The 24,092-nt window shown below is 42.4% G+C and carries 20 protein-coding genes; 19 read left to right on the top strand and 1 reads right to left on the bottom strand.

The features are described from left to right. Positions 1-3 precede the first annotated feature (3 nt). From ilvC to ACR42H_RS21405, 14 genes are all read left to right on the top strand, one after another. Positions 4-1,026 carry a ketol-acid reductoisomerase gene (gene ilvC / locus ACR42H_RS21470; RefSeq protein WP_113882673.1) on the top strand — a complete coding sequence of 341 codons (1,023 nt, stop codon included), beginning with the start codon at positions 4-6 and terminating at the stop codon, positions 1,024-1,026. Next, positions 1,013-2,557 carry a 2-isopropylmalate synthase gene (locus tag ACR42H_RS21465; protein WP_113882674.1) on the top strand — a complete coding sequence of 515 codons (1,545 nt, stop codon included), beginning with the start codon at positions 1,013-1,015 and terminating at the stop codon, positions 2,555-2,557. The genes ilvC and ACR42H_RS21465 overlap by 14 nt, the downstream gene beginning before the upstream one ends. A 112-nt stretch (positions 2,558-2,669) precedes the next feature. Continuing rightward, positions 2,670-3,782, top strand: coding sequence for a 3-isopropylmalate dehydrogenase (gene leuB, locus ACR42H_RS21460; protein WP_113882675.1), 1,113 nt, complete (start codon positions 2,670-2,672; stop codon positions 3,780-3,782). A gap of 97 nt (positions 3,783-3,879) precedes the next feature. Then, entirely contained in the window at positions 3,880-5,295 is a 1,416-nt protein-coding gene (gene leuC, locus ACR42H_RS21455) for a 3-isopropylmalate dehydratase large subunit (RefSeq protein WP_113882676.1), read from the top strand. Between the two features lie 16 nt (positions 5,296-5,311). Next, positions 5,312-5,905, top strand: a complete 594-nt coding sequence (leuD, locus tag ACR42H_RS21450; protein WP_113882677.1) for a 3-isopropylmalate dehydratase small subunit — start codon at positions 5,312-5,314, stop codon at positions 5,903-5,905. 101 nt (positions 5,906-6,006) lie between these two features. Further along, complete coding sequence (locus tag ACR42H_RS21445) at positions 6,007-7,035, top strand: tetratricopeptide repeat protein (RefSeq protein WP_113882678.1); 1,029 nt, start codon at positions 6,007-6,009, stop codon at positions 7,033-7,035. Positions 7,036-7,196: 161 nt separating this feature from the next. Beyond that, positions 7,197-8,483 (top strand): trigger factor, encoded by a 1,287-nt coding sequence (gene tig / locus ACR42H_RS21440; RefSeq protein WP_113882679.1) that lies wholly within the window; start codon positions 7,197-7,199, stop codon positions 8,481-8,483. A gap of 666 nt (positions 8,484-9,149) precedes the next feature. Continuing rightward, positions 9,150-10,415 carry an ATP-dependent protease ATP-binding subunit ClpX gene (clpX, locus tag ACR42H_RS21435; protein WP_113882680.1) on the top strand — a complete coding sequence of 422 codons (1,266 nt, stop codon included), beginning with the start codon at positions 9,150-9,152 and terminating at the stop codon, positions 10,413-10,415. A gap of 302 nt (positions 10,416-10,717) precedes the next feature. After that, on the top strand, positions 10,718-12,385 hold the full coding sequence (lonB, locus tag ACR42H_RS21430) for an ATP-dependent protease LonB (RefSeq protein WP_113882681.1): 1,668 nt from the start codon (positions 10,718-10,720) through the stop codon (positions 12,383-12,385). A gap of 286 nt (positions 12,386-12,671) precedes the next feature. After that, a complete protein-coding gene (gene lon, locus ACR42H_RS21425; protein ID WP_113882682.1) occupies positions 12,672-14,999 on the top strand; it encodes an endopeptidase La in 2,328 nt (775 codons plus the stop codon). Next, complete coding sequence (yihA, locus tag ACR42H_RS21420; RefSeq protein WP_113882683.1) at positions 14,996-15,577, top strand: ribosome biogenesis GTP-binding protein YihA/YsxC; 582 nt, start codon at positions 14,996-14,998, stop codon at positions 15,575-15,577. The genes lon and yihA overlap by 4 nt, the downstream gene beginning before the upstream one ends. A gap of 332 nt (positions 15,578-15,909) precedes the next feature. Continuing rightward, complete coding sequence (locus ACR42H_RS21415) at positions 15,910-16,692, top strand: transporter substrate-binding domain-containing protein (protein ID WP_113882684.1); 783 nt, start codon at positions 15,910-15,912, stop codon at positions 16,690-16,692. Positions 16,693-16,772: 80 nt separating this feature from the next. Beyond that, positions 16,773-17,420, top strand: coding sequence for an amino acid ABC transporter permease (locus ACR42H_RS21410; protein ID WP_113882685.1), 648 nt, complete (start codon positions 16,773-16,775; stop codon positions 17,418-17,420). Positions 17,421-17,435: 15 nt separating this feature from the next. Beyond that, positions 17,436-18,173, top strand: coding sequence for an amino acid ABC transporter ATP-binding protein (locus ACR42H_RS21405; RefSeq protein ID WP_113882686.1), 738 nt, complete (start codon positions 17,436-17,438; stop codon positions 18,171-18,173). A gap of 147 nt (positions 18,174-18,320) precedes the next feature. On the opposite strand, the gene ACR42H_RS21400 is transcribed toward ACR42H_RS21405, so the two are convergent. Then, entirely contained in the window at positions 18,321-18,806 is a 486-nt protein-coding gene (locus ACR42H_RS21400) for a LiaI-LiaF-like domain-containing protein (protein WP_113882687.1), read from the bottom strand. 216 nt (positions 18,807-19,022) lie between these two features. Here ACR42H_RS21400 and hemA point away from each other — a divergent pair, with 216 nt between their 5' ends. The 5 genes from hemA (at position 19,023) to hemB (ending at position 24,050) form a co-directional block, all read left to right on the top strand. Then, a complete protein-coding gene (gene hemA, locus ACR42H_RS21395) occupies positions 19,023-20,372 on the top strand; it encodes a glutamyl-tRNA reductase (protein ID WP_113882688.1) in 1,350 nt (449 codons plus the stop codon). Positions 20,373-20,386: 14 nt separating this feature from the next. Then, positions 20,387-21,220 (top strand): cytochrome c biogenesis protein, encoded by an 834-nt coding sequence (locus ACR42H_RS21390; protein ID WP_113882689.1) that lies wholly within the window; start codon positions 20,387-20,389, stop codon positions 21,218-21,220. Positions 21,221-21,355: 135 nt separating this feature from the next. Next, positions 21,356-22,291 carry a hydroxymethylbilane synthase gene (hemC, locus tag ACR42H_RS21385; RefSeq protein WP_113882690.1) on the top strand — a complete coding sequence of 312 codons (936 nt, stop codon included), beginning with the start codon at positions 21,356-21,358 and terminating at the stop codon, positions 22,289-22,291. Beyond that, entirely contained in the window at positions 22,288-23,070 is a 783-nt protein-coding gene (locus tag ACR42H_RS21380) for a uroporphyrinogen-III synthase (RefSeq protein WP_436373143.1), read from the top strand. The genes hemC and ACR42H_RS21380 overlap by 4 nt, the downstream gene beginning before the upstream one ends. After that, positions 23,070-24,050 (top strand): porphobilinogen synthase, encoded by a 981-nt coding sequence (hemB, locus tag ACR42H_RS21375; RefSeq protein WP_113882692.1) that lies wholly within the window; start codon positions 23,070-23,072, stop codon positions 24,048-24,050. The genes ACR42H_RS21380 and hemB overlap by 1 nt, the downstream gene beginning before the upstream one ends. The last annotated feature ends 42 nt before the right edge of the window (positions 24,051-24,092 follow it).

The raw sequence follows: 24,092 nt of genomic DNA, 5'->3' as shown, positions 1-24,092 counted from the left end.
AACATGGCAAAAATGTATTATAACGGAGATGCAAATGCAGCTTATTTAAACGGAAAGAAAGTAGCGGTCATCGGATACGGTTCTCAGGGACATGCGCATGCGTTAAACATGAGGGACAGCGGAGTTGAAGTTGTAATCGGTCTTAGAAAAGGAAAATCTTGGGAAAAAGCAGAAGAAGACGGCTTCCAGGTATATTCGGTCGCTGAGGCTGCTGCACAGTCTGATGTAGTGATGATCTTATTGCCGGATGAACTCCAGCCAAAAGTATACAAGGAAGAAATCGAACCAAATCTATCAACCCAGGCATTAATGTTTGCACATGGATTTAATATCCATTTTAATCAGATTGTGCCTCCAAAAGAGTGTGATGTACTGCTTGTAGCACCTAAAGGACCAGGCCATTTGGTCAGAAGAACATATGAACAGGATGCAGGTGTCCCAGCACTGTTTGCAGTCCATCAGGACGTAACGGGGGAAGCGAAGGAACTGGCCCTTGCTTACGCTAAAGCCATTGGATCTCTTCGCGCAGGTGCATTGGAAACAACGTTTAAAGAAGAAACCGAGACAGATCTGTTTGGCGAACAGGCAGTGCTATGCGGCGGGTTGACCTCTTTGGTGAAAGCAGGATTTGAAACTCTTACTGAAGCTGGCTATCAGCCGGAACTGGCATACTTCGAATGTCTTCATGAGCTAAAACTCATCGTTGACCTTATGTATGAAGGCGGTCTGGAAGGAATGCGCTATTCCATCTCAGATACTGCTCAATGGGGAGATTTTGTCAGCGGCCCGCGGGTGGTAGATGCAAGAGTGAAAGAAGAAATGAAGGCAGTTTTGAAAGATATCCAGGAAGGCAATTTTGCTAAAGGCTGGATTCTGGAAAACCAGGCAAATAGACCGGTATTCAATGCCGTAAATCAAAGAGAAAATGAGCATCCGATCGAACAGGTTGGAAGAGAGCTTCGCAAAATGATGCCGTTTGTCAATAGCAGCAAGAAGAAAGAAGTGGTCGTAAGTGCGAACAATTAAGATATTTGACACAACCTTAAGAGATGGGGAACAATCGGCCGGTGTAAACCTTAACTTCTCCGAAAAGTTAGAAATCGCAAGGCAGCTGGAGCGCTTGAATGTTGATATTATTGAAGCTGGTTTTCCTGCAGCGTCAAAAGGTGATTTTGCTTCTGTACAGAAAATTGCCCAGACGATTAAAAATTGCTCGGTCACAGGCCTGGCAAGAGCAGTTATCTCTGATATAGATGCCGCATGGGGAGCATTGAAGGACGGGGCTGAGCCAAGGATACATACATTCCTGGCAACCTCTCCGATTCACAGACAATATAAGTTAAAGAAAACGAAAGAAGAAGTGGTTGAAACAGCAGTGGAAACAGTTAAGTATGCTGCTTCAAAGTTCCCGATCGTCCAATGGTCTGCGGAGGATGCTACCAGGACGGAATTGCCTTTTCTTGCTGAAATAATCGAAAAGGTAATCCAGGCTGGGGCGAGGATCATTAATATACCGGATACTGTTGGATACACAACACCGCAGGAATATGGAGAGATTTTTCAATATTTAAGAAATCATGTTCCTTCTATTGATAAAGTATCCTTATCTGCTCATTGCCATGATGACTTGGGAATGGCCATAGCTAATTCCCTTTCAGCTATAGAAAATGGAGCAACGCAGATTGAGGGCACTATTAACGGGATTGGTGAAAGAGCAGGAAATGCGGCATTGGAGGAGCTGGCGGTAGCCCTTTATATCCGAAATAATCATTATCAGGCTTCCACCCGTCTGAATCTTCAGGAAATCAGCAGAACGAGCAGCCTGATCAGCAAGCTGACAGGCATGGTGGTACCAGCCAATAAAGCGATTGTCGGAAGAAATGCTTTTGCACATGAATCAGGAATACACCAGGATGGGGTACTGAAGGAAAAAACAACTTATGAAATTATATCCCCTGATCTAGTCGGATTCCAATCCAATTCCATGGTGCTTGGAAAACATTCAGGACGCCATGCCTTTAAAAACCGCCTGAGTGAACTGGGACTTGAAGTAGCAGATGAAGAAGCAAACCGGCTATTCACAGTTTTCAAAGATTTGGCCGACCGCAAAAAAGAGATGACAGACGACGACCTTGCGGCCATCGTACTTGAAGAGAAGCTCTCCAAGGAACAGCGATTCTATGATTTGATCGGAATCCAAATTCAGTATGGCACGAACTCTGTTCCAACAGCAACTGTTACCCTGTCAGGATCAAACAACGAAGTGATCCAGGAAGCCGGTACTGGAGCAGGAAGCATAGAGGCGCTTTATAACACATTGGAAAAATGCCTGAATGGATCAGCTAACCTTCTTGATTACCGCATTCAATCCGTAGGGGCAGGAAGAGACGCTTTAGCCCAGGTTTATGTGAAGCTGAACTACGAAGGAATGGAAACCAGCGGCCGCGGATTGGCCCAGGATGTGCTCGAAGCATCCTCAAAGGCTTACTTGAACGCTGTTAATAGAGTGATATATATGAAAGAAAAAGCACAGGCGCAAGCGGTAGAGGCGAATTAATAGAAGCTCCCTTTCCTCCCCGCGGGTTCGCTTTAGTGCCCCGTGCTGACATCACTATAACCAAAACAATAATCTATAAAAATAAACAAAAAAACAGACGGAGGGATTAAAAATGAAAAAACGTATCGCAGTACTTCCAGGAGATGGGATCGGCAAAGAAGTGGTGAAGGGAGCAATTGAAGTCCTGCAGGCTGTTGGAGAACGGTTCGGACATCAATTCCAATTTTCATATGGCAAAATTGGCGGTTCTGCTATTGATACAGCCGGAACCCCGCTGCCTGATGAAACACTGGAGCTTTGCAAAGATAGCGATGCGGTCATGCTTGGAGCGGTTGGAGGGCCTAAATGGGACCAGCAGCCTCCCCACCTTCGTCCTGAAAAGGGTCTCTTGAAGATCCGCAAGGAATTGAATCTCTATGCAAATCTGCGGCCAACTCAATATTATTCCAGCCTTTCTGATACTTCCCCATTAAAAAATGAAGTAATTGAGGGTGTGGATATGCTGATGGTCAGGGAATTAACTGGCGGCCTGTATTTCGGCAAGCCAAGCGAGAGGACCCAGCAAAACGGAAAAGATGCTGTGGTAGATACATTGTTTTATCAAAAAGAAGAAATGCGGCGTGTCATTAAACTGGCCTTTGAACTTGCCGGAAGCCGCCGTGGCAAGGTGACTTCTGTTGACAAGGCCAATGTTTTGGAATCAAGCCGAATGTGGAGAGAGGTAGCGGACGAAATTGCAAAGCAATATCCGGAAGTGGCATTGGAGCATATGCTTGTTGACAATGCAGCGATGCAAATGATTAAAAATCCGAAGCAATTCGATGTTGTAGTAACGGAAAATATGTTTGGTGATATTTTGAGCGATGAAGCGTCTGTATTGACTGGCTCTTTAGGGATGCTTCCTTCCGCCAGTATTTCGGAAAACGGGCCTTATTTATATGAACCAATCCATGGTTCAGCACCGGATATTCAAGGTAAGAATGCAGCCAATCCTATTGCCATGATTTTATCAGCAGCCATGATGCTTCGATTATCTTTCGGAATGGAAGAGGAAGCTGAAGCGGTTGAAAATGCTGTTAATCAAGTACTTGAAGCTGGCTATCGTACAAGAGATATTGTTTCATTTGGAAAAAAGGTGGTTACTACTTCTGAAATGATTGAAGAGGTAAAGGCTACCCTTTTGGATAACGAAGCTATTCTTAATATCATGGGGGCTTATGCATAAAGCTGAAATGATGGCTGGACACAGTTTCAGCTGATTTTTAAAAACTGAGACACGGCCTTCATCGGCCGTGTTTCTTTTAAAAAGGGAGTGGAACGGAATGGGAAAATCAATAATAGATAAGATTTGGGAAAAGCATGTAGTCCACAGGGAAGAGGGGAAGCCGGATTTGGTGTACATAGACCTCCACTTAGTGCACGAAGTTACATCCCCTCAGGCTTTTTCAGGTTTAAGAATGAAAAACAGAAAAGTCAGAAGGCCTGATAAAACGTTTGCTACAGTTGACCACAATATTCCTACTGATAACCGAAAAGTCATCAATGATCCTGTTGCACTAAACCAAATGACTACATTGGAAAAAAACTGTCTGGAATTCGGCATCCCTCTTGCCGGGCTGGATAGTCCTGAACAGGGGATAGTCCATGTTATCGGGCCGGAGCTGGGTCTTACCCAGCCAGGCATGACAATTGTTTGCGGTGATAGCCATACATCGACTCATGGAGCTTTTGGATCAATAGCATTTGGCATTGGAACAAGTGAAGTGGAGCATGTCATGGCTACCCAGACTTTATGGCAAAGCAAGCCTAAAACATTAAAGCTGGAGATAAATGGCGATCTGAAAAAAGGTGTTACCGCTAAAGATGTAATACTTTATATAATTGCCAAAAACGGAATTGGCTTTGGTACGGGCCATATTATTGAGTATTGCGGTGATGCCATTGCGAAAATGTCAATGGAAGAAAGAATGACGATTTGCAATATGTCCATTGAAGGAGGAGCAAGGGCGGGGCTTGTCAGTCCTGATGAAACGACGTTTGCGTATCTGCAAGGACGGAAGTATGCACCAGAAGGAGCTGAATTTGCACAGGCGGTCGAGAATTGGAAAGAGCTTGTATCCGATCCTGATGCGGCATACGATAAAACCATTCAAATTGATGCAGCAGATATTGCGCCTATGGTCAGCTGGGGGACGAATCCTTCTATGACTTCCAAGGTGAATGAAAAACTTCCAAAACTTGAGGAATGCAAAAACGAGCTTGAACAAAAATCACTTTCTAGAGCTTTAGATTATATGGGGCTGCAGGAAGGGCAGAAAATTGAAGACATCCAGATTCAGCATGTTTTCATCGGGTCCTGTACAAATTCCCGGCTGGAAGACTTAAAACAGGCCGCAGAAATAATTAGAGGGAAGAAAGTTCATCCTCAAGTCCGTGCACTGGTTGTTCCAGGGTCACAGCAGGTCAAAAAGCAGGCGGAGGCTGAAGGGCTGGATCTTATCTTTAAGCAGGCTGGTTTTGAATGGAGGGAATCAGGCTGCAGCATGTGTTTGAGCATGAATAATGATATTGTGCCAAGCGGAGAGCATTGTGCATCAACATCCAACCGAAATTTTGAAGGACGCCAGGGGTCAGGAGCCAGAACACATCTTGTCAGTCCATTAATGGCGGCTGCAGCAGCTTTGTACGGACATTTTGTGGACGTAGGTGCTTTGCTTAGCGCAGAAACAGTTCAATAAAAAGGAGGAGAACAAGATGAGCGGATTTAAAACACTGCAAGGGAAAGCTGCTGCTTTAGATAGAGCAAATGTGGATACTGATCAGATTATCCCAAAGCAATTTCTTAAAAGAATTGAGAAAACGGGGTTTGGACAGTATCTGTTCTATGACTGGAGATTTACAAAAGATGGTCTGCCTAACCCTGAGTTTGAGTTGAATAAGGAAGAAAACCTGGGTGCCCCTATACTTATTGCAAATGAAAACTTCGGCTGCGGTTCTTCAAGGGAGCATGCCCCATGGGCTTTGGGGGATTATGGATTTAAAGTCATCATTGCCCCTTCATTTGCTGATATTTTTCATCAAAATTGCTTAAAAAATGGACTTTTGCCAATTACTCTTCCGGCTGAAACAGTCGAATATCTGCTCAAGTGTGCTAAAAGCCAGCCATACGAATTGAAGGTTGATTTGCAGAATCAAGTAATTGAAGATGAACATAGTTTTTCAGTATCATTCTCTATTAATGATTACTGGAAGAAAATGCTGATTAATGGCTGGGATGAAATAGAGATTACCCTTCAATTAGAAAGTAGCATTTCAAATTTTGAAGAAAAACTGTTAGCGGTACAGTAAGAATGTATGAAAGATTCATGGCGGGAAACCATGAATCTTTTTGTTTTTCTGCTGATTCATGCTACACTAACTTCAAAAATATAAATTGAGGCGGTATTAGCATGGGAAAGCGGGAACGGAAAAAACAATACAATAAAATCATTCTATTTCCCGGCCTTGAGAAAAGACTGCTGGAAAAGGGGCTTGAGTCCTTTCAGCAGAAAAGGTATCAGGAATCGATCCAGTTCTTTGAAGAAGCAATGGAGATGGAGCCTGAGAATACCGATGTCCATATCGGGCTTGTTCTGGCATATTATGAAGCGGGAGCGTTGGAAAAAGCGAAAGAACTGGCTAATAAAATGCTCCAAACAGGCATTGGGGATTACATACAAGTAATGGACCTTTATTTAATGATCCTTGTGCAGCTGCACCAATACAGCGAGATTGCAGCAATGATTGAAGTTCTCCTTGAAGAGAGGGAGATCCCGAAGGAGAAGTTTGAGCATTTCAGCAGAATGCTTGAGTTCAGCAGAAAGATGGCTGCTTCACCTTCTGAAGCCGAGACTGGTGCACCTGATATGGAGGAATTCAAAAATAGGAAGCTCAATTTGTTCTCCTACCAGGATCAGCATGACCAAATGCAGATCGCTGCACAGCTGGCAGAACATAATATCAGGCCATATATAGAAGATATTAAAGCATATCTTGAAGCGCATGACGGTAATCCTTTCTTTAAAACAATGCTGTTAAATGTGCTTACCGAGCATGGTTATGATAAATATGTACCGATTCGAAAATTTGATAAGAGTGTTCGCGTTATTCCTGCTGAACTCCCCCCGGTACATCAGCAGCCGATGCTGTTAAAAATAGTCAACAAACTGGAGATTCAGCTCGAGCAGGAAGATCCAGTATTATATGAAAATACAAAGAGCCTTGCAGAAAGGCACTTTTTCCTATTATATCCGCTTGAGGCCTCACCGGATAACGCTGCGTCCTGGGCGGCGGCATACCATATGCTTTCATATGAGTACCATGGCTTAACCAGTTCTTTCAGCAAACTGGGAGATATTTATGAAGCTCCAGAAGAAGAGATTGAACAGGCTCTTGCCTTTATAAGAAAGATAGAAGAAATTTCTTATCCCAATATTTAGCCTTCAATGTTGAAAGACAGAGAGTGTATGTTATAATATAATGGTTGTATTATGTGTATATATACATTTTTATTTAATGGATATGGCTTGAAAAACAAGAGATATTCATAACATTCTGTGTTGAATGAAATGATAATAGATTTTTGGAGGGAAATGATTGTATGTCTGCTAAATTTGAAAAGTTAGAAGGGAACCGCGGGGTTCTTACAATTGAAGTAGATGCAGAGAAAGTGAATGAAGGCTTAGACGCTGCATTTAAAAAAGTAGTTAAGCAAGTAAACGTTCCAGGATTCCGTAAAGGAAAAATGCCTCGCGGAATGTTTGAAAAGCGTTTCGGAGTTGAATCTTTATACCAGGATGCAGTAGATTATCTTCTTCCAGAAGCTTATGCTAATGCAATTGATGAAACAGGCATTGAGCCGGTAGATCGTCCTGAAATCGATGTTGAGCAAATCGAAAAAGGAAAAAACCTAATCTTCAAAGCTACAGTTACTGTTAAGCCTGAAGTAAAGCTTGGCGAATACAAAGGCCTTGAAGTCAAGCCGCTTGAAACAAACGTTACGGATGAAGATGTTAACAGCGAGCTAACTTCACTTCAGGAAAGACAAGCTGAACTTGCCGTTAAAGAAGAAGGAAAAGCTGAAACTGGCGATACAGTTGTTATGGACTTTGAAGGATTCGTTGATGGCGAAGCTTTCGAAGGCGGAAAAGCTGAGAACTACTCACTTGAACTTGGTTCAGGACAGTTCATCCCTGGCTTTGAAGATCAATTGGCTGGAACAGCGGCTGGAGAATCTAAGGAAGTTGAAGTTACTTTCCCAGAGGAATACCATGCAGCCGAGCTAGCTGGAAAGCCTGCAACATTCAAAGTAACTGTACATGAAATCAAAACAAAACAGCTTCCTGAGCTTGATGATGAGTTTGCTAAAGATGCAGACGAAGAAGTTGAAACTTTGGATGCATTAAAAGAAAAAATCAAATCTCGCTTAGAAGAAAGCAAGAAGCATGAAGCTGAGCACCATGTCCGCGATACAGTTGTTGAAGCAGCAGCAGCAAATGCAGAAATGGAAATTCCAGCTGCAATGGTTGACACAGAAGTTAACCGCATGATGCAGGAGTTCGAACAGCGTCTGCAAACGCAGGGCATGAACCTTGAACTATACTTCCAGTTCTCCGGACAGGATGAAGCTGCACTGCGCGAGCAAATGAAAGAGGAAGCTGAAAAGCGCGTACGCGTTAACCTTACTCTTGAAGCGATCGCAAAGGCAGAAAACATCGAAGTAAGCGATGAAGAAGTTACAGAAGAACTTAACAAAATGGCAGAAATGTACAATATGTCTGCTGACCAGATCACACAAGCTCTTGGAAGCCTTGAAGGCCTAAAAGCAGATCTTCAAATTAAAAAAGCAGTAGATTTCCTTGTGGAAAATAGTAAGACTGTTGCATAATAAAAGAAAAGTGGAGCCGACTGCATTGCCCCGACAAGCATAAGACGAATTACGGAGGAGGTGTTGAACCTCAGTTGTAATTTGGCTTATGACCACGAGGAGCAAGGAGGCGGAATTAGACAGCAGTCTAACTTCGACAGCAGAAATTTTCTCCCTTTTAATAAGAAACAAGGCGCGAGTATATCGTGCCTTGTTTTATACCATCAAGACAATCATAATTAAAATCTCCCTTGTATCTTTTGCCTGGTGAAAAGTTTTACGGCATATTGAACATGGACAGGAATACAAATACATATATAGATATTTTAATTATCGGTCCAAGGGGCCGACTTAATTTAGCCATTTTTGGTTAAGCTTATGAAAGTACATATAAAATTCAGCCTGTTTTTTCTTTGCGAAATCCCATCACATGCATGCATACATAATTGAAATGTTTTAAGAGTTATCATTTCCTGTCCACTGTAAAAATGTGTTACAATGCAATACATAACTGCTGAAGGTTTTGATTTTTAAGAAAGTGTGAATTATTAAAGAGGGCATGTTTGCACGTATATTACACAGAGTCCATTATAATTCCCAACCTTTCTAGGCTGAATAAAGAACTATTTGCATGTGATCTCGCAATCTTAATATATCGTTTTGAAGTTTTTTCAAGGGGTGAAGGATTTGTTTAAATTTAATGATGAAAAAGGGCAATTGAAATGTTCTTTCTGTGGCAAGACACAGGATCAGGTCCGCAAACTTGTTGCCGGGCCAGGAGTATATATATGTGATGAATGCATCGAACTTTGCACTGAAATTGTGGAAGAAGAGCTGGGTACAGAAGAAGAAGTGGAATTCAAAGATGTGCCAAAGCCAGCTGAAATCCGCGATATTCTGGATGAGTACGTAATTGGCCAGGATCAGGCGAAAAAATCGTTATCTGTTGCGGTATACAATCACTATAAGCGCATCAATTCCAACAGCAAGATAGATGAAGTTGAACTATCAAAAAGTAACATTGCCATGATCGGTCCGACTGGAAGCGGTAAAACCTTGCTTGCTCAGACATTGGCCCGTATTCTTAATGTTCCGTTTGCAATTGCAGACGCAACATCATTGACTGAAGCCGGATATGTAGGGGAAGATGTTGAAAATATCCTCCTAAAGCTTATTCAGGCAGCAGATTATGATGTAGAAAAGGCAGAAAAAGGAATCATTTATATTGATGAGATTGATAAAGTTGCACGTAAGTCGGAAAATCCGTCAATTACTCGTGATGTATCGGGTGAAGGTGTGCAGCAGGCTCTATTGAAAATTCTGGAAGGGACAGTTGCGAGCGTACCGCCACAAGGCGGCCGCAAACATCCTCATCAGGAATTTATCCAGATTGACACGACCAATATCCTGTTTATTTGCGGCGGTGCATTTGATGGCATTGAGCAAATTATTAAACGCCGTTTAGGCCAAAAGGTTATTGGCTTTGGATCTGACCAGAATCAAAAAGAAATCGAGCCAAAGGATCTTCTTGCAAAAGTGCTTCCTGAAGACCTGCTGAAATTCGGTTTAATTCCTGAATTTATTGGACGTCTTCCAGTTATTGCAAGCCTTTCCCAGCTTGATGAAGCTGCATTGATTGAGATTTTAACTAAACCTAAAAATGCACTTGTCAAACAATATCAGAAAATGCTTGAACTTGATGATGTTGAGCTTGATTTTGAAGAAGGCGCACTTGAAGAAATTGCTAAAAAAGCAATTGAAAGAAAAACAGGTGCCCGCGGACTGCGCTCCATTATTGAAGGAATCATGCTGGATGTAATGTTTGATCTTCCATCACGCGAAGATATTAAAAAATGCATTATTACCAAAGAAACGGTTATTGAAAATGGTTCGCCAAAACTTGTTTTGGAGGACGGAACAGTCGTAGAAGAAGAGCGCAAGACGTCAGCATAATAAAAAGTGGCCAGCCTTGGGGCATGGCCATTTTTTATGCTTTTCTGAATTTATGCTTGATGCCCTCAAGGAAGGGGGTTCATTCAAACATTGCCACAGGACAGGAAAAGCTACGGTAGCGATACATCGCACGACCGAAAGCGGCAGCTTTTGGGAGGACGTGGGGCTTTAATCTGAGTTCCTTCGTGGTCAAGGCGCTTCCGCTTTCCGTGCTTACTTTTAAATGAATTCCTTGTTTATTCCAACTCAGTCAGGGAGATACTAGCATTATCAACGAGACAAATAATGCAGGAGGGAACACAATGAGTTGGACGGGGATCGCTTTATTTATCCAATTGTTTTTTGGAATTGTCATTGGGCTTTACTTTTGGAATTTGCTTAGGAGCCAGCGGACACAAAAGGTTTCTATCGACCGTGAATCAAGGAAGGAAATGGATGTATTGAAAAAGATGCGTTCCATTTCATTAACAGAACCTTTATCAGAAAAAGTTCGTCCAGCCAGTTTTGCAGACATTGTGGGGCAGGAGGATGGAATTAAATCTCTGAAAGCGGCATTATGCGGACCCAATCCTCAACATGTAATTATTTATGGTCCACCCGGCGTGGGAAAAACGGCTGCGGCCAGATTGGTACTGGAAGAAGCCAAGAAAAATGCAAAGTCCCCCTTTGAGGCAGCTTCTGTTTTTATAGAACTGGATGCTACTACCGCGAGATTCGATGAGAGGGGCATTGCAGATCCTCTGATAGGTTCTGTTCATGATCCAATTTATCAGGGAGCCGGGGCAATGGGCCAGGCAGGAATTCCGCAGCCTAAACAGGGTGCTGTTACAAATGCACATGGAGGCGTGCTTTTTATTGACGAAATCGGTGAGCTTCACCCCATTCAGATGAACAAGCTTCTGAAAGTGCTTGAAGATCGGAAAGTATTTCTGGAGAGTGCTTATTATAATGAAGAAAATACTCAAATACCAACCCATATTCATGATATCTTTAAAAATGGCCTGCCGGCAGACTTCCGCTTGATTGGAGCAACCACCAGGACTCCGAATGAAATACCGCCTGCCATTCGTTCCAGATGCATGGAGGTTTTTTTCAGAGAGTTAGCAGAAGAAGAAATTTCCGCTGTAGCCAAAAAGGCTTCGGAAAAGGTCAATCTCACCATTAGTGAAAAGGCGCTAGGAATTCTCGCCAATTATGCAAGAAATGGACGAGAGGCGGTTAATATGATTCAAATTTCTGCAGGGTTAGCGATTACAGAAGATCGTGATTACATAAAAGATGAAGATATTGAATGGGTTGTGCAATCGAGTCAGCTTTCACCTAGAATGGAAAGGAAAATCAATTCCCATTCCGCTGTTGGTCTTGTAAATGGGCTAGCTGTATATGGACCGAACACAGGTGCTTTGCTTGACATTGAAGTTACTGTGATTCCTGCAAAAGAAAAGGGCAGTATTAATATAACAGGCATAGTAGAAGAAGAAAGCATTGGCGGCCAAGGAAAATCAATCCGCAGAAAAAGTATGGCCAAGGGTTCAATTGAAAATGTTATTACTGTTTTGAGATCAATGGGCGTACCGGCTGACGAATATGATATTCATGTCAACTTCCCCGGCGGGGTTCCAATTGACGGCCCTTCTGCAGGCATTGCCATGGCGACAGGGATTTATTCTGCTATTTATAAACGGCCAGTGGACAATACTGTAGCTATGACCGGGGAAATCAGCATTCACGGGTATGTCAAGCCAATTGGAGGCGTATATCCAAAGGTGAAAGCTGCTAAAAAAGCAGGAGCACAGACAGTAATTATCCCAAAAGAAAATATGCAATCCATCTTAAATGAGATAACAGGCATTAAGATTATTCCTGTATCCCATTTGAACGAAGTATTTGATGCGGCGCTGCAAAAAGAGTATCTCAAAGAGCAGGCCATAACCGCTTCAATCGAATTAAAGAAAAAAGAGAGCATATGATGTGTGGCCCAGTAATCCATTCAGGGTTTGTCAGTTATTGAAAACTCGCTGTACAAACGCCTCCCGCTAATCGCGGTCAGAAGCTTCGGTTTGCAGTTTAGGCTACAAACCGAAGTTTTATTTGCGTAAAGAAGGATAAAGTGTAATTATAAATGAATATCTTTTTAATACAGGCTTTCAGCAATTTCTCTTTAATAGACACTGCTATTTAAATACGATAGAATTGTACAAAGAAATTATTAGCAATAATAGGGTTTAAAAAGATGCATTTTGGAGGTGCAAAGGAATGGCGAAAAAGAAAGAAATCATCGTCCCCCTCCTGCCGCTTCGGGGCTTGCTTGTTTATCCGACCATGGTTCTGCATTTGGATGTAGGCCGTGAGAAATCGGTTCAGGCCCTTGAAAAAGCAATGGTAGATGACCATTTAATTTTCTTAACAACACAAAAGGATATATCTATAGATGAACCATCAGAAGATGATCTATATGGAATGGGCACGCTAACTCGTGTAAAGCAGATGCTCAAGCTTCCAAACGGTACAATCCGAGTTCTTGTTGAAGGGCTTAAGAGAGCGGAAATCATTGATTTTCAGGAAGAAGCCGAACATTATTCCGTTAGTGTAAAGGTTTTTGAGGATCCTGAGACCAAGGACGTAGAAGATCAGGCATTGATGAGGACCATGCTTGAATATTTTGAGCAATACATAAAGGTATCGAAGAAGATTTCAGCCGAAACGTACTCCTCTGTAGCAGATATAGAGGAGCCTGGGCGCATGGCAGATATCATTTCTTCCCATTTGCCTTTAAAGCTTAAAGAAAAACAGGAAATTCTTGAAACCATAGATGTAAAAGAGCGCATGAACCAGGTTATTGAAATCATCCATAATGAAAAAGAAGTTCTGAACCTTGAAAAAAAGATTGGCCAGCGTGTGAAAAAATCAATGGAGCGAACGCAAAAGGAGTATTATTTGCGTGAACAGATGAAGGCAATCCAAAAAGAGCTGGGTGATAAGGAAGGCAAGACGGGAGAAATAGCTGAGCTGACGGAAAAGATTGAAAATGCCGGCATGCCTGAGCATGTCGAGCTGACAGCTTTAAAAGAACTGGACCGATATGAAAAAGTTCCATCCAGTTCAGCTGAAAGTGCAGTTATCCGCAACTATATCGAATGGCTTGTCACATTGCCATGGTCAAAGGCAACAGATGATGACCTGGATATCCTGAAGGCGGAAAGAATTCTAAATGAAGACCATCATGGCCTGGAAAAAGTGAAGGAGCGGGTTCTGGAGTATCTTGCGGTGCAAAAGCTGACGAATTCTCTTAAGGGGCCGATTCTTTGTCTTGCAGGGCCTCCTGGTGTCGGTAAAACAAGCCTTGCACGTTCCATCGCGACATCCCTTAACCGCAATTTCGTCCGTGTATCCCTCGGCGGAGTCCGGGATGAGTCTGAGATTCGCGGACATAGAAGAACCTATGTAGGTGCCATGCCTGGCCGTATCATTCAGGGCATGAAAAAAGCAGGGACGATTAACCCTGTGTTCCTGCTTGATGAAATCGACAAAATGTCTTCTGATTTCCGCGGGGATCCTTCATCTGCGATGCTTGAGGTTTTAGACCCTGAGCAGAACCATAATTTTAGTGATCATTACATTGAAGAAACATATGATCTTTCAAAGGTCATGTTTATAGCCACAGCCAACAATCTCGGAACGATCCCTGGTCCGCTGCTGGACAGAATGGAAGTTATCACGATTGCAGGCTATACAGAGCAGGAGAAGATTCATATAGCGAAAGACCACCTGCTGCCTAAGCAAATTAAAGAACATGGACTTTCCAAATCACAGCTTCAGATTCGTGAAGATGGCCTGCAGAAGGTAGTCCGCTATTATACTCGTGAGGCAGGAGTCCGGGGCTTGGAACGTCAGCTGGCTACTATTTGCAGGAAAACGGCTAAAATTATCGTATCCGGCGAAAAGAAGAAAGTGATTGTGAATGGTAAAAATACTGAAGAGTTTCTTGGAAAGCCAAAATACCGCTACGGTCAGGCTGAGCTCGAAGACCAGGTTGGCGTTGCTACAGGGCTGGCCTATACAACAGTTGGCGGCGACACCCTTCAGATAGAAGTATCCCTTTCTCCTGGAAAAGGGAAGCTTGTTCTGACAGGCAAACTTGGGGATGTCATGAAAGAGTCTGCTCAAGCGGCATTCAGTTATGTTCGTTCTAAAGCAAAGGAACTGGGCATTGATGAGAATTTCCATGAAAAGCATGACATTCACATCCATGTTCCAGAAGGTGCTGTTCCAAAAGATGGTCCATCTGCAGGGATTACCATTACAACCGCCCTGGTTTCTGCCCTGTCTGGAAAGCCAATCCGTAAAGAAGTGGGAATGACAGGGGAAATCACTTTAAGAGGCCGAGTGCTTCCTATTGGCGGTTTGAAAGAAAAGTCTTTGAGCGCCCATCGTGCAGGATTGACTAAAATCATCCTCCCTAAAGATAATGAAAAGGACATTGAAGATATCCCTGAAAGCATTAGGGAAGAGCTTGATTTTGTATTGGTATCACATGTGGACGAAGTCTTAAAACATGCCCTGAATGGCGGTGCTCAAGCATGAAGGTAACCAGCTCAGAAATCGTCATCAGTGCTGTTAAGCCTGATCAATACCCTGAAAGTGATTTGCCGGAATTCGCCCTTGCCGGCCGTTCCAACGTCGGCAAATCTTCATTCATTAATAAAATGCTTAATCGAAGGGGACTTGCCAGAATATCCTCTAAACCGGGGAAGACACAAACCCTGAATTTTTACCTTATTAACGAAATTCTTCACTTTGTTGATGTTCCAGGCTATGGATATGCTAAGGTATCCAAAAAGGAACGTGAAGCTTGGGGGAAGATGATAGAAACATACTTAACCAGCAGAGAGCAGTTAAAAGCAGTTGTGCTGATAGTTGATTTGCGCCATCCCCCTTCAAGTGACGATGTCATGATGTACGACTTTTTAAAGCATTATGATATTCCTTGTGTAGTTATTGCTACAAAAGCGGATAAAATACCTAAGTCCAAGTGGCAAAAACATATGAAAATCACGAAAGAAACACTGGATATCGATCCAAATGACCAGATCATTATGTTTTCCTCCGAAACGGGTTATGGAAAAGACAAGGCCTGGTCTGCATTGAAAAGCTTTATGTAATTCAAAATATCCCGCTGCATTGTGCAGCGGGATATTTTGTTATTTCTGCCTTTAGGTCATTAGTCCTGGAGATCTTTCATTTCGATATTCCGCAGGAGAGTAAAAACAATGGAATAAAAAGGAAAATATATTTGTCGAAGGGTGAGGAATTTGCAGAATACTGGAGGATATGGAGTCATATTGGAGTTCAAAGAGGGTCAGTTAATGAGAACAGCTTAAATTCTTTAATATCATTAATTATCATAAAATATGAATTTTGAGAATATTTTAAAATCATGATAGAGTTAAGAGGCATTTATAAAAGAGAGATACTGAAGGGGGAATTTAGACTAGTGAGACATTGGTTAAAAGGAATTATAGCAGCTGCTTTTTTATTGGTCCTCGCGGCATGCGGATCAGAGGAAGCGTCTAAAAGCGGAATGGATTTAGTAGAAAATGACAAATTTACGTACGCGGCTTCGGGAGAGTTCAAACCTTTTAGTTATACAAATGATGATGGAAGCATGAGCGGCTTTGATATTGATGTGGCTGAAGCTGTAGCAAAAGAACTCGGTCTCGAGCCGGTACAGAATAAATTTAAGTTTGGCGGTATTGTCGAAGGTGTGAAATCCGGCCGCTTTGATGCAGCGGTAGCCAGCCACACCATTACGGAAGAACGTTTGAAGGCCGTCAATTTTTCGACGCCATATTACTATTCTGGCCCGCAAATTTATGTGCGTCCAGATAGCAGTGTTGAAACGCTTGCCGACCTCGAAGGCATGGAAATAGCAGTATCGAAGGGGTCTACATACACTTCAAATGCAGAGGAGGCTACAGATAACATCCAGTTCTACGATAGTGATGTTGTCGCCCTGGAGGCCTTGAGCAAGGGGAAACATGATGCAGTCATCACTGACTTCGTAACAGGTAAAGAAGCGATTGGCGCCGGAATGAAGATCGAAGGCAAAGAGCTGCTGGGCCGCAGTGAGCAGGCAATTGCTGTTGCAAAGGACAATAAAGAACTGCTCGAAAAAGTGAATGAAGCTCTTGAAACTCTTCGAGAGAATGGAACACTCACAGAAATCAGCAAAAAATATATCGGTGAAGATATAACAGTTGATCCTGAGAAGGAATAACATTGCGGGCGGATGTGTGACAAACATTCGCCTGTTTTGTTTTTACACAAACTGAAATAGCCATCTGAAGGGGGATTTTTGTGGATTTGCTTACAAAGTTTATTGATACATATCCCGTATTTTTAAAGGGAATGCTCTTAACCTTTCAATTAACCATTGTAGCCGTGTTTATTGCTATTTTTATAGGATTGTTTTTTGCCTTTTTAAAGATTTCGAGAATTAAAATTCTGGAATGGATTGCGGACATCTATATTTTCCTTGTAAGGGGAACGCCGCTTGTTGTCCAGATTTTCATCTTCTATTTCGGATTGACAGCATTGGATATTTCACAGTTTTGGTCGGTTATCCTTGGTCTTGCTTTTCACAATGGTGCCTATATAGCCGAAATTTTCAGGGGCTCCATTCAATCCATCGACAAAGGACAAATGGAAGCAGGGCGTTCGCTTGGTATGACTGCTGGCCTTGCAATGAGAAGGATCATTCTGCCTCAGGCTTTCCGCCGGGCTATGCCGCCTCTTGGCAATCAATTTATCATTGCTTTGAAGGATTCATCACTTGCTTCCTTTATCGGCATGTACGAGCTCTTTAATGTGGCAACGACATACGGTTCCAATGAATATGACTACATGAGCTATCTGCTGATCGTAGCTGTTTACTATTTAGTACTTGTACTTATTTTCTCCATCCTTGTAAATATGATTGAGAAAAGAATGGCAAGCAGTGATTAAAGGGGGAATGAAGGCATGAGTGAATCGTATATGATTAAGGTAGAAAAATTGAACAAATCATTCGGGGATCTGCATGTACTAAAGGACATTGATATAACAGTGAAAGAAAGTGATGTTGTTTGTCTGATTGGTGCAAGCGGGTCTGGAAAAAGCACACTTCTCCGCTGCTTAAACTTTCTTGAATTAAAGGACAGCGGCAATATCATTTTTGAGGGCGAAAAGGTTGAAAAAGAAACACATGATCTAAATAAAGTGAGAGAAAAAGTAGGAATGGTTTTTCAGCATTTTTATTTATTTCCTCATATGACTGTTCTCGAAAATGTGATGGAAGCACCTTTACATGTGAAAAAGCGTCCAAAGGATCAAGTGAAGAAAGATGCCCAGGAATTATTAAATAAAGTAGGGCTTTCTGACAAGGAGAATGTATATCCATCAAAACTTTCGGGCGGACAAAAACAGCGTGTAGCCATTGCAAGGGCGCTGGCGATGAAGCCCGATATCATGCTTTTTGATGAGCCGACATCTGCACTTGATCCGGAGCTTGTGGGGGAAGTGCTTTCCACAATGAAAGAGCTCGCCCTTGAAGGGATGACTATGGTCGTCGTCACTCATGAAATGGGCTTTGCAAGAGAAGTGGCAGACTGGGCTGTCTATATGCATGACGGAAGAATTGTAGAAGTGGGGCATCCGGAGGATCTGTTTAACAATCCAAAAGAACAAAGAACCAAAAATTTTCTCGATTCAGTACTCTAAACAGTTTGAATATAAAAAGACAGGGAAAAGTTTAATATCCCTGTCTTTTTTTGTATAGCTCCATCGCCTGCCCCCTCGAGGTGCCGGGGGTGAGCACAAAGTATATGCATCATTGAATACTTCTTCGCAGGAACGAGCGCTTGCGCTTTATTTTTTCTTCACTAATAAAAAATATAATCCAATTAACATTAAAAGAATCGGCCATAACTGCCAAACATCAGCAACACCATTTTCCAGCAGTCCCATCCACTCTGCAACCCTGTCATAAAAAAGAAGCAATGCGGCAAGAATTAAAAATAAGATGCCCTGGAACAATCCTGCCCCAGTTTTCTGATGCCGAAGGAGGAAGCCGAGAGCAATTATCAGAATGAATGTTCCGATATGATCCGGCCAAATTTCCAGGCGGTTCACCACATGAAAGTGCAGGCCAAATCCTGTCAAAATGACACCTGGCAATATGGAATCATAATCCCTTGCTCCATATCCCTGAATTAAAAAGGCTGCTCCGACGATAATGAGAAGAGTAGGCCAGGAATAGAAAGGCTGTAAGGCAGTAAATCCGCTCTGCTGAAGGAAAAAGTAGGCTCCAAATCCGAGTAAAATAATTCCTGGGAAAATACGCTGATTTTTCATAAAAAACACCACTTCCAATAAGGTATACTTGAATCCGGCAAGTTTTTTTGTTACTGTACATAAGGGAGTATTTGTCTATTTAAGATCAGGCTCCTGTTTAAAATATAGTACCATATGAGTTCAATATCTGTTCACATTTAAGCGTTAATTGAAAAATTAGAAATGATATAATTAATATTAATGAACTAGGCAATAATTCTGGGGGTGTCAATTTCAATGCATATCTTGGTCGTCGGTCTAAACTATAAAACTGCCCCTGTTGAAATCCGTGAACGTCTAACCTTTAATCCTTCACAATTGGGCGAGGCAATGAAGACATTAAATGACAAAAAAAGCATTTTAGAGAATGTCATTCTGTCTACATGCAATCGGACCGAAATTTATGCAGTTGTGGACCAGCTTCATACTGGCCGCTATTATATAAAGGAATTTTTGGCAGAACATTTCAAAATGGATCAGAGTGAATTTTCTCCATTCCTATTTATTTATGAAGAGGATGGGGCCATTGAGCATCTATTCAAGGTAGCATGCGGTCTTAACTCCATGATCCTTGGCGAAACACAGATTTTAGGACAGGTAAGGACAAGTTTTCTGGAGGCTCAATCAGAAAATACAACCGGAACAGTTTTTAACCACTTGTTTAAGCAGGCAGTAACGCTCGCTAAGCGGGCACACTCTGAAACGGAGATAGGAGCAAATGCAGTTTCTGTCAGCTATGCAGCAGTGGAACTGGCTAAGAAGATTTTCGGCTCCCTGGAAAATAAACATGTTCTTATTTTAGGAGCCGGTAAAATGGGTGAGCTGGCAATCCAAAACCTTCATGCCAACGGAGCCAGTAAAGTAACGGTTATTAACCGTACATTCGAAAAAGCTCAGGATCTCGCAAGCCGCTATGCGGGCCAGGCAAAAACATTGCATGAGCTTCAATGTGCCCTTGTTGAAGCTGATATTTTAATTAGTTCTACTGGGGCAAAAGAGTTTGTTGTCACGAAGGATATGATGGCTTACGCAGAAAAAATGCGCAAAGGCAAGCCTTTATTTATGGTGGATATTGCTGTCCCAAGAGATCTGGATCCGAAACTGGCTGACCTGGACAGCGTTTTCCTATATGATATTGATGATCTTGAAGGCATTGTTGAAGCAAATCTTCAGGAGCGTAAAAAGGCAGCCGAGAAGATTCAGCTTATGATTGAAGGGGACATTGTTGAATTCAAGCAATGGCTGAACTTGCTTGGTGTTGTTCCGGTAATTTCCGCCTTGCGTGAGAAAGCACTGGCTATACAGAGTGAAACCATGACAAGCATTGAAAGAAAGCTGCCTCATTTGAGTGATCGTGATAAAAAAGTGCTGAACAAGCATACAAAGAGCATCATCAATCAGCTATTAAAAGATCCTATTTTACAAGCTAAAGAAATGGCTGGACAGAAAGATTCCGAACAGGCATTGGACTTATTTGTAAAAATCTTTAATATAGAAGAACTTGTTTCAGATCAGCAGAACGTGAACACAGCAGCCAAACCAAAGCACGCATTCGCTCATTCAACGCAGACTTCCTTTCAATCATAAAAGGGGTCCTGTCCATGTCTGATATCTTTATGACACGGCTGCACGAATTAACGGTGGTTCTGTATGCCCTATGTGTCTTATTATATTTTATTGATTTTCTTCATCATAACCGGAAGGCGAATAGAATTGCCTTCTGGTTACTTGCATTTGTATGGGTGCTTCAAACGGTGTTTCTGATACTTTATATGATTAATACAGGAAGGTTTCCTGTATTGACCATTTTTGAGGGCCTATACTTTTATGCCTGGGTGCTTATCACTCTTTCTTTGGGAATTAACAGGCTGCTCAGAGTCGATTTCATAGTCTTTTTTACAAATGTTCTCGGCTTTATCATAATGGCGATCCATACATTCGCACCTGTGCAGATTGATTCGGCTGTCAAAGCACAGCAGCTCATCTCAGAACTTCTGCTAATTCATATAACGGTTGCAATCCTTTCATATGGAGCTTTCTCGCTATCTTTTGTTTTTTCATTGCTTTATCTGATTCAATACGATTTGCTGAAAAGGAAAAAGTGGGGAACCAGGCTGCTCCGGATAACGGATTTGTCAAAGCTTGAACATATGTCGTATGTATTAAATGTAATAGGTGTACCTATGCTGATGATAAGTTTAATTTTAGGCATTCAGTGGGCCTACATTAAATTGCCCCATATGGTCTGGTATGACTCCAAGGTGATCGGTTCTTTCATTGTCCTTGCATTATATAGTATTTATCTCTATATGAAAGTTGGAAAGGGCCTATATGGAAAATCATTAGCCCTCTGGAATTTGGCATCATTTTTAATTGTATTAATTAACTTCTTTTTGTTTGGCAAACTTTCATCATTCCATTTTTGGTATTCATAGAAAAGCGGAGGCGACTGTTTAGCCCCGACAAGCATAAGATGGGCTGGGGCGCGGCGCAGTTTGCCGCAGAGCAGAACAGCTTATGACCTTCTAGGTGCTGGGAGCCGCAGCTAGATTTAATTGCAGGAGGCAGTCATGAGAAAAATTATCGTAGGTTCAAGACGAAGCAAGCTGGCATTAACTCAGACAAATTGGGTGATCAGCCAATTGAAAAGCATTGATCCATCCTTTGAGTTTGAGGTGAAGGAAATTGTCACTAAGGGTGATAAAATTCTAGATGTTACCCTTTCAAAGGTCGGAGGAAAAGGGTTGTTCGTAAAGGAAATAGAGCAGGCCATGCTTGATGAAGAAATAGATATGGCTGTACATAGCATGAAGGATATGCCCGCTGTTCTTCCGGCAGGCCTGACAATCGGCAGCATTCCTGAAAGGGAAGACCATCGGGATGCCCTTATTTCCAAAGGGCATATAAAACTGAATGACTTAAAGGCAGGATCTATTGTAGGAACAAGCAGTCTGCGCAGAGCGGCACAATTGCTGGCACAGCGTCCGGATCTGGAAATTAAGTGGATTAGAGGAAACATTGATACCAGACTATCTAAACTGGAAACGGAAGAATATGATGCGATTATTCTTGCAGCAGCAGGTCTTTCCAGAATGGGCTGGGCGGCTGATGTTGTTACAGAATTCCTGGAACCGGAAGTTTGTGTACCGGCTGTTGGACAGGGCGCACTATCTATTGAATGCCGTGAAAGTGATAAGGAACTTCGGGCATTGCTGGATAAATTCACATGCTCTGAGACGAACCAGACTGTACGTGCAGAGCGTGCGTTCCTTCATAAAATGGAAGGCGGATGCCAGGTTCCGATAGCAGGGTTTGCCACAATTAATGATACAGGTGAAATGGAGTTAACCGGACTTGTAGGTTCCCCTGATGGAAAAATGATTTATAAGGAGACCTTAACAGGTTCTGATCCGGAAGAGCTTGGTGTTAAGATGGCTGCCAAGCTAACCGAACAAGGGGCCAAAGAGCTGATTGACAGGGTGAAAGAGGAGCTTGACGGGCAATGAAACAGACTTCCCCTTTAGAAGGCATGACAGTTTTAGTGCCAAGAGGGAAAAAGCAGGCTCACTCCTTTTCGGCTCTCATCCAAAACTATGGGGGGATACCAGTTGAGATCCCCTTGATTGCTTTCGAGCCTTTGCAGGATAAGGAAGCTTTATTTAAAGCACATAAGCGGATTCAAACGTATGATTGGGTGATTTTCACAAGCACAACAGCTGTGGACACTTTTTTTGAAAATCTGAGTCTGGGCGGGCCTTTCCCTAACATAGCGGTTATCGGAGAGAAGACTAAGAAATTGCTTATGGATAAGGGATTAAAGGTGCAGTTTATGCCACGGGAATATGTTGCTGAAGGGTTTGTTGAGGATTTTTTGCCATTTGTAGAAGATGGAATGAAAGTATTAATCCCCAAAGGGAATCTGGCGCGTGACTATATCGCAGCCTCCCTTTCGGAAAATGGTGCAGAAGTTGATGAAATCATTGTTTATGAGACAACTTTTCCACGTGAAAGCATAGGTCTGATAAAAAAACAGCTTTCAGGAAAAGGGTTAGATATTCTTGCTTTTACCAGCCCTTCCACAGTAGATCATTTTATAGGGGCTTTAAAGGAGCTTGGATATCAGAATGCTGTTAAAGACAGTGTGGTAGGCTGCATCGGGCCTGTGACTAGAGAACGCGCAAAGGCCTGTGGGCTGCAGGTTCATGCAGTTCCTGAAGAATATACAGTACATAGCATGCTTAAGAGCATTATTAGCTACTTGGCAGAAATCAGGAGGGGAAATTAATGGATCTTCAATTTAATAGACATAGACGCCTTCGCAAAAGTCCGAATATGAGAGCGCTTATCCGTGAGAACTTCTTGCGTACAGAGGATTTAATTTATCCGATTTTCGTGGCAGAAGGAGACAGCATTAAAAGAGAAATCCCTTCAATGCCGGGAATATACAATTTGTCGCTTGACTACCTCGAAGAGGAAATGAATGAGGTCGTTTCTCTTGGAATAAAATCGGTGCTCCTATTTGGAATACCTAAAGAGAAAGATGCATGCGGGCAGCAGGCTTATCATGATCATGGAATCGTGCAGGAAGCTGCAAGATTAATAAAAGCTAAATATCCGGAAATTATCGTAATTGCTGATACATGCCTCTGCGAGTATACCGATCATGGCCACTGCGGATTGATCGAAAATGGAGAAGTGCTGAACGATGCATCACTTAAACTGCTTGTGCAGACAGCTGTCAGCCAGGCTAAAGCAGGAGCAGACATAATTGCCCCATCAAATATGATGGATGGATTTACAGCAGCCATCCGAGCAGGTCTTGATGAAGCGGGATTTGAAGATATCCCGATTATGTCTTATGCGGTTAAATACGCATCTGCATTCTACGGTCCTTTCCGTGATGCAGCTGACAGCACACCTCAATTTGGCGACCGAAAAGCATATCAGATGGATCCTTCAAACCGCATGGAAGCCATGCGCGAAGCGGAATCTGACTTAATGGAAGGGGCTGACTTCCTGATTGTTAAACCGGGAATGCCTTATCTGGATATAGTTCGGGATGTTAAAAACAACATCAACCTGCCGATAGTGATTTATAATGTGAGCGGTGAATATTCAATGGTTAAAGCTGCTGCACAGAACGGCTGGATCGATGAACAGAAAATCGTAATGGAAATGCTCACAGGCATGAAACGTGCAGGAAGTGATTTAATTATTACTTACCATGCGAAAGATGCGGCAAGGTGGATTAAGGAACAGGACTAATAATAGATGTCTTGCTAATTGAAAACTTCTTATTAAACGAAA

This window comes from Cytobacillus sp. BC1816 (assembly GCF_051353635.1).
In the GTDB taxonomy this organism is placed as follows: domain Bacteria; phylum Bacillota; class Bacilli; order Bacillales; family Cytobacillaceae; genus Cytobacillus; species Cytobacillus oceanisediminis_C.
The sequence above is the reverse complement of the archived record's forward strand: the minus strand, read 5'-3'. Positions and strand labels throughout refer to the sequence as shown.